The sequence below is a fragment of the Mesorhizobium sp. M7A.F.Ca.US.014.04.1.1 genome (assembly GCF_003998745.1).
GTDB classification, from domain to species: domain Bacteria; phylum Pseudomonadota; class Alphaproteobacteria; order Rhizobiales; family Rhizobiaceae; genus Mesorhizobium; species Mesorhizobium ciceri.
The window spans coordinates 1-8,935 of the sequence record NZ_RZRW01000223.1 but is presented as its reverse complement, the minus strand read 5'-3'; the positions used below and the strand labels follow the sequence as shown (position 1 = coordinate 8,935).

Sequence of the window (8,935 nt, the reverse complement as noted above, 5' to 3'; positions counted from 1 at the left end):
GATCCTGTCGGTCTTCGCCAGGAAGCCCATCGCCTCGGCGAATCAGCGTACGCTCCTCGCATTGGCCATGCCGCAGGCTACTCCCAACTCCCACGACAGCAGGAAGGGAAGCCGTTCGTAGCCGCCACTGGCCTCCATGACGACGAGCTCGACACCATTGACCTAACACCAGGCAGCAAGCTCGGCTATGCCTGCCGCATCGTTGCGAAAGCGGCCCGCCGCTCCGCTCGGCACGACATGGGTATCGAGCCAGTCTTTCGAAACATCCACTCCACAGATAGTCTTGTTCACGGTAACCTGCCTTGTGCGTGCGATTGGAGCCAAGCGACTATTCGGTCGTACGTGACGAAGGCGAAGATCCCAGGCTCACCCACGGTTGTGGCCGGAGGGGTGTCGGGCGACTTCGCCTTGCTTCGAACCGGATGGCCATCCGGTTCGAGGCTCAGTCGCTTCCATCGCACAAAGTCCTCTGCGTGCAGATACAAGGGGTTAACCTCGAAGAGTCAGTGTCGGAGAAAATAACGTGCTGATTCATCGGACTTTAGGGCCGAGCTTGTTGGTCGCTCGATAAAAAGCATGATTTTAGGCGGAAGCTGTCCTGCATGCAATTTCAGCACTTGTTTACCCAATTCCTTGTCTGCTTCCGTGAGACGATGGTTCAGGCGAAGGTAGTCGGTCCAGGTCGGCGTGCGGAATGTCTCTATCCATTGCATAGGCTCCTGAAGGTTGCGCTGGAGAGTCCAATGACGAGCGCCGACGCGACTGTGCACATGCCGGCGCGCCCGCATGAGTTCCAGGAATGCTTCGCGATTTTCCTCGGGCACTAGGTACTCGACTTTGACCACGATGGGACCGCTTCTTGGCTTGAGATTGAGGGCGACTGCCGGTGCGTCGAAGTCCTCCAAAGCATCTGGATCGGATTCGCGGCGCTCGCGAAGGGGAAACAGGAGGCCCGTGGCGGCGACCAGCAGAAGGGCTCCAGCGGAGCCCTCCAGTGCCAAGGTCAGTGAATGGTTCTGGGCCACCGTGCCCCACACCCAACTGCCCGCTGCGATGCCGCCATCGATCAATGCATAGTAAATCGAGATGGTGCGCCCCACGACCCAGCGCGGGCTTGCCAGTTGCACGGTCACGCCGACCCCGGACCAGGCGGTGACCCAGCCCGCGCCACCCATGGCGAGTGCAATTGCCGCCACTGCAATCGAAGAAGTCAGCGCAAGCGAAAGGGAGCATGCCGCGCAGGCGACGCATGCGAGCGTCATCAGCCGCTCTTGTGACAAGCTCCGTCTGAACACGCTGTTCGAGATGCCGGCGAAGACGGCGCCTGTCCCGAATCCGGCCATGAGCGTGCCATAGGCGAGCGGTCCGCCTCCCAGCTGGTCGCGGACAACCAGCGGCAGCAGCGCGAGAATGGCGATGCTCGCCAGACCAAAGAGGGTTCCGCGAGTGATCGCCGTCTTAATCTCCGACGACATCGCCGTGAAGCGTAGCCCGTCATAGATCGCCGTCCTCATCGACTCACGTGGGAGAGGTGATGAGCGAACCATCCACTTGCAGCGCCATATGGTTACCAAAGGGACCAGATAGGTAAGACTGGTTACGGCGAAAGCCGTCATCAGCCCAAAAGAGGCAACTACTATGCCACCGAGCGCCGGGCCTACGGTCCGAACAGTGTTGAAGCCAACGGAGAGGAGCGTGACGGCGGCGGGAACGTCGCGTCGGTTCACCATATCGCCAACCGAGGCCTGCCAGGCTGGATCGTGGAGAGCGCCGCCGCATGCGATCAAGAAGCTGAAGCCGAGGATCATCCACGGATCGACAAAGCCCAGCACCACAAAAGCCGTCAGCATCGCAGATGCCAATACCATAAGGCACCGGCCGGCGAACATGACCCGGCGCCGGCTGAAATTATCAGCCAAGGCCCCGGCGAAGACGGATAAGATGAACGCTGGCAGGTTTGAAGAAGCCTGAACCAGCGCGACCATCAGATCGGAAGTCGAAATCGTAGCCATCAGCCAGCTGATGGCAACAGTCTGCATCAACCAGCCGAGCGAGCTGACCTGCGTGGCGAACCAGATTGAACGAAAGCTCGGATTTCTGAGGGGCGCAAATGCTCCTGGCGAATTTGGATCGGCGACTTGGTCCGCAAGACTGCTCATCAATCTAACTCTTGCCTATGAGCCAGTTTTACATTGCTCCGACAGCCAGCAGCCGCCCAACCCGTTGAAGGTCCGAATCGGCCAATGTGCGCAAATAGTTACAACGCCCGGCAGGAGATTGAACTCGCTGCCGGGCCGATGCGCCTTGGGAGGAGGCGTAGTTGGAACCTTTGTGAAGACTTGGAACCAGCCGCATCAGGCCAGCCTACACTTACAATATGAGGATCAGACCACTCCAGGATTTTAGTGCATTGAATGGGTACTCTTCCAGCAATCCTCGCCAACAAATGCAGGAGATCGGCGTCGAGCTCCTAAATCTGCATAATATCGGTGATTCGCGGGCGAGCAGTGCAGTGGGCACATTCTCCAAGCTAAACGCTGAACGGGCTTTTTGCTTCTCAAATCGCCATAACAGGGAGAGATGGGCAAATACTACTTCAATATGCTCCCAAGGACGCTGAGTTGACTGCAGCCTCAGCAGAGCTCTCCGCGTGCCTTTTTGCGGCTCCCCGCGGTGCTCGCGCCCGCCGCGCCTGCAAAGGCTTTCCTCAACAGTCGTTCAGTTCGAGCAGCCTTTGCCAACTCTGACTCAAAAGCTGCCCGACTGGATTGACGGCCTCAGCTTCTTCGGCGGGTCACTGAGGCGATCCGTCTGCTACAACCTGGTGTGGCCAAGGCGCTGTGGTTCGCGCCGACGCTGAACGCGACCGTTGCGACAATGACCGAGCAGTACGACACTGCCATATTGATCGCTGGGAAGCGCGCGAAGGGTAAATTCAACTTGCCCACCACCGCGATCAAATGTGCGCCGGGTAATGGCGCCGCTAACAGGATCGACCACCGGAACCGGTTACCGGCAGAGTCGGTCTGCATCCGGGAATTGCAGGGCCATCCTGTGTATAGGCTTAAATTGCGCTATTCTTCTCTACTGTGACAGGCGGGAGCCGCCGTCGACGGGGATCACTGCGCCCGAGACGTAGAACGCGTCGTCCGAAGCAGGAAGGCGATCACCGCCGCCTGCTCCTCCGGCGAGGAGACGCGCTCGAGCGGATTGGCGCGACCATCAGGCGTTGGTAGCTGCGTACGTGCAGCGCTCGAGTCATGTCGGTGGGGACCACGCCGGGCGCCACCGCATTCACGGTTATACCCTACAGGCCCTGCTCGCCGGCCTGCTGGAGCGTGAGATACGCGATCCCGGCCTTGGCCACCGAATAGCCTACCGTTCCGGGATAGCCCGTAAGCCCGAGGATCGAGCTGACATTAATGATCCGCCCGCCCGGCTGGCGCATCCGCGGCCGCAACTCGCGGGTCAGGCTGATGACTGCACGCAAGTTGATATCGATCAGCGGGAACAAAAGGCATCGTCAGTATCGGCGAGCGACTTCGAACCGCCAATGCCGGCATTGTTCACGAGGACGTCGAGCGTCTCGATCCTTGCGGCATCCAAGGCGGCCAGAACCCGCCCTGCGGCGTCGGGCATGGCCAGATCGCAGACGAGCGCCGTCTGGCCAAGGCCCGCAGCTGTGTCGTGCACTTTATCCAGAACATCCACTAGCAACACCCACGCCTCTTCCGAGCCAAGCCACGCCGCTGTTGCGGCACCGATCCCGCGCGCCGCGCCGGTGACGACGACAGTGTTTCTGACCGGAGCTTAGGCAAGGCTGCCTCCGTCGACCGTAAGCGCGGCGCCGATGGTGAAGCCCGCCGCATCGTCCAGCAGATAGCCGACAGCTGTCGCCACCTCGGACGGCAACCCCATTCGGCCCATCGGATGCGCAGCGATGATCTTCGTCCGGCGCTCGACCTGTGCCGCTTCTCCCCGGGCGAAGGCGACGCCGGCCTCGGCCAACGGCTGGCGATGGTTCCGGGGCAGACACAGTTTGCGCGGATATTTCTGCCGCGTGGTTCAGCGCCAGCGTGCGAGTCATCATCACAACCGCCGCCTTGGTCACCGAATAGATCGGCACGTCCTTCGAGGCCTGCAGACCAGCAGTCGAGCTGAAGAGCACCACCGATCCGCGGCCAAGCTCGCGCATCTGCGGGATGCAGCTTGCAGATTCGCCAAATGGCCCCGACGTTGAAGCTGAACATGGCTTCGTACCCTTCACGTCTATCAGCCGCTTCATCGCACCGTAATGCCAGCGGCCGCGACCAAGCCCTCAACCGGCCGGCCAAAGCTCTCGCGGGCGAGGTCGACCAGCCCTTCCAGCATCGCCGGATCGGTCACGTCGCAGACAACTCAACGGGCACCAGGACAGGCGGCCAGAGTTTGGTCCAGAGCCTCTTGCGACAGGTCAGCCAACACCAAATCCGCTCCACCCGCCGCCAGCAGTTTGGCACTGGCCGGGCCAAGCGCGCCACCCGCCGGTAATCAGCACCGTTTTTCCGGCAAAGGTCGTGTCAATCAAGATTGTAGTCCTCCTCCAAGATAAGAACTCCCACTGTACCCGCTCTGAAAGCGAATACCGGACAGCGGATGATCCGCGTCATTCCAAATCCATTGGTGACCGCCGCAACGGTCGAGGCGCAGGACGGCTTGCGCCGCCCCAAGAACACCGCACTCTACCGGCGTTCCTGTCTGAGAGTTTTCAGAGACATGAGGACGCACGCTCGGCGACCTGATGATGTGTGGCGAACCAAACGTCACCCTTTGCTTTGGCGCGTCGAATTAATTCTTCTACGATCCAGATCCGTGAGCGATATCCAATGACGTGTGGATGCAGAGTCAGCTGAAATAAATCGGCATCTTGATAGGCCCCTTCGAACTCCCGAATAAATACAGAAAGCACGTCGTCGACTGATAAATCTGGCCGTGAAGACCCATCGGGACTCATCCAAAGATAAGTGGCATCGTCTCGAATCCATTCGACCGGTATTTCAATCACTCCCGTGGGTTCCTCGTCTTCCAGCAGCTCATAGCAACTATCATCGGCCATAAGGGATGAGTCGTATGTCAATCCGGTTTCACGTATGATCCGTAGAGTTGCGTCGGAAAAATCCCAGGAAGGCGTTCGAATTCCCGTCGGGCGTTTGGAAGTGATTTTTTCAAGAGTGTCGGCACTCCTCATCATTAAAGAGCGCTCGCTCTCTGCGCTCAGTTCCGAGTTTAGCTCGTGTATCCAGCCGTGCATGCCAATTTCATGGCCTTCATCGACAACTGCGCGTTGCTCGTCTGGATACAACTGAGCGATCACAGCGGGAACGAAAAAACTCGCCGGAACGTCGTACTTTCTCAAGAGTTCCAAAGCCCGAGGCATCCCTCGTCGGCTCCCGTACTGACCCCAGGATAATCTGCTTAGCGATCGCCCTCCCCTGCGCAATTCGTTCGACTCATGATCGACGTCGAACGAGATGGCGAAGGCACAGCGTTTACCGCCGGGCCACATTGGTCTTAGTGCCTTGCCCGCTCTGACTTTGTTGATGCGCCGCCGCCAATGGCTTTCAGGCCATTCCCAGGGATTGAGTGCGGTCGAATTGGCCACCAGTTCCTCCTGAGCAGTGTCTGCATTGAATTCCGCCGAAAACTCAATGAGCGGAACGCGGCACCAGCTCAGCTGGCAGCCCCGCAAGCCGATCAGGCCGTCGCTTGAGTTTGCGCCTTGATTACGACAAGATGGCCCAACTCATTCAGATTTTCTCACTCTCGCGAACAAGCTCATCCATAACCGAGCGCACGGCGCTTTCTGCGATTGCAACAATCTCCTCCGCCTCAGCTTTGGTTGTAACCAGCGGCGGAGCAAAGCCCAAAATGTCCCCGTGCGGCATGGCCCGAGCGATAAGACCACGGTCACGGGCGGCCTTCGAGATTCGCGCACCTACCTTGAGCGCCGGATCGAAACGCTTCCGATTGTCGCGATCGGCAACGAACTCGATTGCGCCCATAAGACCGACGCCCCGCACTTCGCCGACGATCGGCAACTGCGCGAACCTCTCCTGCAACTGCGCCTGGAAAAACGCGCCGACGTCACGCGCATTGCCGGGGAGGTCTTCTTTCTCGACAATATCGAGGACCGCGTTGGCCGCGGCGGCGCCGATCGGATGACCAGAGTAGGTGTAGCCGTGCGAGAATGCCCCGACCTTGTCGGCTCCATCCTCCAGGACTTTATACACCTTCTCACCGACGATTGCCGCTGAAAGCGGGAAGTAGGCCGACGTCAAACCTTTAGCGATCGTGATGAGGTCTGGCTCGATGCCATAGTGCTGTGAGCCGAACATGGAACCGGTGCGGCCGAACCCTGTGATCACTTCATCGGCAATCAGCAGCACATCATGTTTTTTGAGGACCGTCTGTACCGCTTCCCAATAGCCTTCCGGCGGAGGCGTGATACCACCTGTGCCGAGGACGGGCTCGCCAATGAAGGCGCCGACGTTGTCCGGGCCGAGCCGCTCGATCAACTGATCAAGCTCGGCGGCGCGGCGAGCGGAGAATTCGCGCTCGGTTTCGCCCGGGGTTGCGCCCCAGTAATGATGTGGAACACCCGTGTGAACAATCTGCGGAAGTGGCAGGTCCATGTGGTCGTGATAAAAGCTCATGCCCGTCATCGAGCCCGACACGACGCTGCAGCCGTGATAGCCGCGTTCACGGGAGATGATCTTCTTTTTGGTCGGCTTGCCACGCAGGTTGTTGTAGTACCAAACAAGCTTGGCCTGGGTCTCGTTCGCATCCGAGCCGGACATGCCATAGAACACCTTGCTCATCTTGCCCGGCGCCATCTTCACAAGGCGATCGGAGAGGATCGCAAGCTCGTCGGTCGTGTGCGCCGCATAGGAGTGGTAATACGCCAAGCGATAGGCCTGACGCGAGATCGCATCGGCGACTTCCGTGCGGCCATACCCGACATTGACGCAGTATAGGCCGGCAAAGCCATCGATAAATTGGTTGCCATGCGCGTCCTGGATGCGGATCCCCTTCCCTGTCACCACGATCGTTGGGTCGCCGAGCTTGCCAGTGGCGAAATCTTTAAGCTGAGTGAAAGGATGCAAGACCGAGTTGCGGTCCTTTTCGGTGATCTCTTTGATGTTGATGGTCATTGAATGCTTCCTTTCAGGCCGCGATGTTGCCGATGCAGAGGTATTTGGGTTCGAGATATTCGATAAGACCGTGCCTTGAGCCCTCGCGACCAAGGCCGGATTGTTTCCAGCCGCCGAACGGAATGCCCGGCCCCGTAAATTTTGGAGTATTCACGGCAACCATGCCATATTCGAGCCGGTCGGAGAGCCGCATGGCTCGGTTGAGATCTTGGGTATAGACGTAGGCCGCAAGTCCCATCTCGGAATTGTTGGCTCGCGCGACCACCTCCCGTTCGTCGTCGAAGGGCAGGATTGCAGCGACAGGTCCAAACGTTTCGTCCTTCGCAATCACCATGTCATCGGTCACATTAGCAAGCACGGCCGGCGTGACGAAGTTCCCGCCAAGCGAATTGTGCTGTGCGCCTGCTACCATTCGAGCCCCGGCTGCTAGAGCCTCAGAAACCTGGTGCCTGCATTTGTCAGCACCAGACGTCTTTGTCATCGGACCGATGTCGACACCTGGCTCCAATCCGTGCCCGACCTTTAGTTTACTGGTGGCCTCGGCAAATTTTTCCGTAAAATGCTCGTAAATCTCTCGCTGCACATAAATCCGGTTTGCCGCGAGACAGTCCTGACCGGATGTCGCGAACTTGGCTGCCATGCAACCGGCGACCGCAGCGTTGATCGGCGCATCGCCGAAAAGGATGAAAGGAGCATTGCCGCCAAGTTCGAGCGAGACTTTCTTCACTGTCTTCGCGGATTGCTCGAGAAGGATTCTGCCGACCTCGGTGGAGCCCGTAAAAGAGAACGCACGCACGTGGGTATGCAACAACAGCCGTTTGGCAAGTGGCGGAGCTTCGCCCGTGATCACCTGAAACACGCCGGGCGGAATGCCAGCATCCCCGGCAAGGCGGGCAAGCGCGAGGGCCGACAGTGGCGTTTCGGGTGCCGGCTTTACAATCATTGTGCAGCCAGCGGCCAGTGCAGCTCCAGCCTTTCTGGTGATCATTGCCGCTGGGAAGTTCCATGGCGTAATGGCGACAGTCACCCCGATCGGCTGCAAATGCACGGCCAGCCTGCTTGCGGGGAGATGGCTGGGAATCGTTTCGCCGTAAGCCCGCTCCCCTTCCCCTGCAAACCAATCTAAAAAGCCGGCAGCGTATGAAACTTCGCCGCGGGCTTCAGCAATCGGTTTTCCTTGCTCGGCCGTTATGATGACAGCCAGGTCTTCGGCGCTCTCCCGCATGCCTGCCGCCCATTTCCGCAGATATGCACCACGCTGTAACGGAAGCATGTCGCGCCACTTGAGGAACGCTGCTCTTGCGCAATGGACCGCGTCGTCAACGTCGGCGTCTGCGCAAGCCGCAACTTGAGCGATCTCGTCACCGCTGGCAGGATCAAACACGGCAAGAGTATCTGATTTGGAGAGCCAGGCGCCGTTCAGATACGCATCACCACGCAAAAGGTCTGGCCGTTTGAGCCTGCGTAATGCCGTGATTGACGTACCCCTCATCTAAGACTCCAATGGTATGCTGATGCCTTTAGGTTATTGCTGCCACAGCGCCGATCGGCAGCGCAGTTGATGCCCCTTTAGCTGCATTCCTGCAAACAGCAGCCAATTCGCGTAGAATTGGACACGGCTCACAACTTCACTTGCCAGGAGGCTTAGCGACCGCGAGCGAAGGTCGCGCTGGTCGCCGGCGGCGCGGAAAGTAGTTGGTTCCAGCGCCGATCTCCCGATCCCGAGTTCCCGATCCTGCCTCGTG

7 protein-coding genes and 3 pseudogenes are annotated in these 8,935 nt (G+C 59.1%); 1 reads left to right on the top strand and 9 read right to left on the bottom strand.

Annotated elements, in window-relative coordinates:
* Positions 1-45 precede the first annotated feature (45 nt).
* Both EOA22_RS38145 and EOA22_RS16455 read right to left on the bottom strand, forming a co-directional pair.
* A pseudogene (locus EOA22_RS38145) lies at positions 46-234 on the bottom strand (IS110 family transposase); the annotation flags it as partial.
* 269 nt (positions 235-503) lie between these two features.
* Positions 504-2,159: an MFS transporter gene (locus EOA22_RS16455; protein ID WP_063169321.1), complete on the bottom strand. Its 1,656-nt coding sequence runs from the start codon at positions 2,157-2,159 to the stop codon at positions 504-506.
* Positions 2,160-2,740: 581 nt separating this feature from the next.
* Between EOA22_RS16455 and EOA22_RS38885 the strand changes: the two are divergent.
* Positions 2,741-2,907 (top strand): annotated as a pseudogene (locus tag EOA22_RS38885) (IS21 family transposase); the annotation flags it as partial.
* Positions 2,908-3,307: 400 nt separating this feature from the next.
* On the opposite strand, the gene EOA22_RS39545 reads toward EOA22_RS38885, so the two are convergent.
* The 7 genes and pseudogenes from EOA22_RS39545 to EOA22_RS38120 all read right to left on the bottom strand — a co-directional run.
* Positions 3,308-3,514, bottom strand: a complete 207-nt coding sequence (locus EOA22_RS39545; RefSeq protein WP_199489648.1) for an SDR family oxidoreductase — start codon at positions 3,512-3,514, stop codon at positions 3,308-3,310.
* Positions 3,502-3,783 (bottom strand): annotated as a pseudogene (locus EOA22_RS39540) (SDR family NAD(P)-dependent oxidoreductase); the annotation flags it as partial. The pseudogene EOA22_RS39540 and the gene EOA22_RS39545, both read right to left, overlap by 13 nt.
* A 27-nt stretch (positions 3,784-3,810) precedes the next feature.
* Complete coding sequence (locus tag EOA22_RS39535) at positions 3,811-4,008, bottom strand: SDR family oxidoreductase (RefSeq protein ID WP_063169323.1); 198 nt, start codon at positions 4,006-4,008, stop codon at positions 3,811-3,813.
* A 739-nt stretch (positions 4,009-4,747) separates the two neighbouring features.
* On the bottom strand, positions 4,748-5,641 hold the full coding sequence (locus tag EOA22_RS16435) for a polysaccharide deacetylase (RefSeq protein ID WP_224570030.1): 894 nt from the start codon (positions 5,639-5,641) through the stop codon (positions 4,748-4,750).
* Between the two features lie 145 nt (positions 5,642-5,786).
* Entirely contained in the window at positions 5,787-7,190 is a 1,404-nt protein-coding gene (locus EOA22_RS16430) for an aspartate aminotransferase family protein (protein ID WP_063169325.1), read from the bottom strand.
* 13 nt (positions 7,191-7,203) lie between these two features.
* The gene (locus EOA22_RS16425) at positions 7,204-8,682 is read right to left on the bottom strand and encodes an NAD-dependent succinate-semialdehyde dehydrogenase (protein WP_063169326.1); all 1,479 of its coding nucleotides are present in this window, start codon (positions 8,680-8,682) and stop codon (positions 7,204-7,206) included.
* A 33-nt stretch (positions 8,683-8,715) separates the two neighbouring features.
* The coding region (locus EOA22_RS38120; protein ID WP_206521289.1) for a hypothetical protein at positions 8,716-8,935 on the bottom strand (220 nt) is incomplete at its 5' end.

Bases quoted from the DNA above. Each gene is read 5' to 3' on its own strand.
- EOA22_RS16430 (WP_063169325.1), bottom strand. From the start codon at position 7,190: ATGACCATCAACATCAAAGAGATCACCGAAAAGGACCGCAACTCGGTC.
- EOA22_RS16425 (WP_063169326.1), bottom strand. From the start codon at position 8,682: ATGAGGGGTACGTCAATCACGGCATTACGCAGGCTCAAACGGCCAGAC.
- EOA22_RS16455 (WP_063169321.1), bottom strand. From the start codon at position 2,159: ATGAGCAGTCTTGCGGACCAAGTCGCCGATCCAAATTCGCCAGGAGCA.